At 48.4% G+C, this 250-nt stretch carries 1 pseudogene; it reads left to right on the plus strand.

From position 1 onward, the window contains the following. A pseudogene (locus ACLUXO_RS10420) lies at nt 1-250 on the plus strand (RNA-guided endonuclease InsQ/TnpB family protein); the annotation flags it as partial.

The following is a 250-nucleotide window of genomic DNA, read 5'->3' on the forward strand; positions in this document are numbered from 1 at the left end:
CGGCTATCAGACTTCTTGCATCTACAAAAGCGAGGACAAGAAGATCGAAAACTGTACTCCATTTTCAGGCTCGGTGTGCTTCCTGGACATGAAGCACGTCAAGCTTCCAAAGATTGGCAGAATCAGAATCAGCGGCTCAAGCTACCGCAAGGTTCTTGCCCACAATCCCAACTTTCGAATTGGAACGGCCACCATCAAATATGATGCCTCTGGCTTCTATCTGTCTCTTCAAATCGGCGACGTCATTCCG

The sequence above is a fragment of the Lactobacillus delbrueckii subsp. bulgaricus genome (assembly GCF_046938665.1).
In the GTDB taxonomy this organism is placed as follows: Bacteria; Bacillota; Bacilli; order Lactobacillales; family Lactobacillaceae; genus Lactobacillus; species Lactobacillus delbrueckii_C.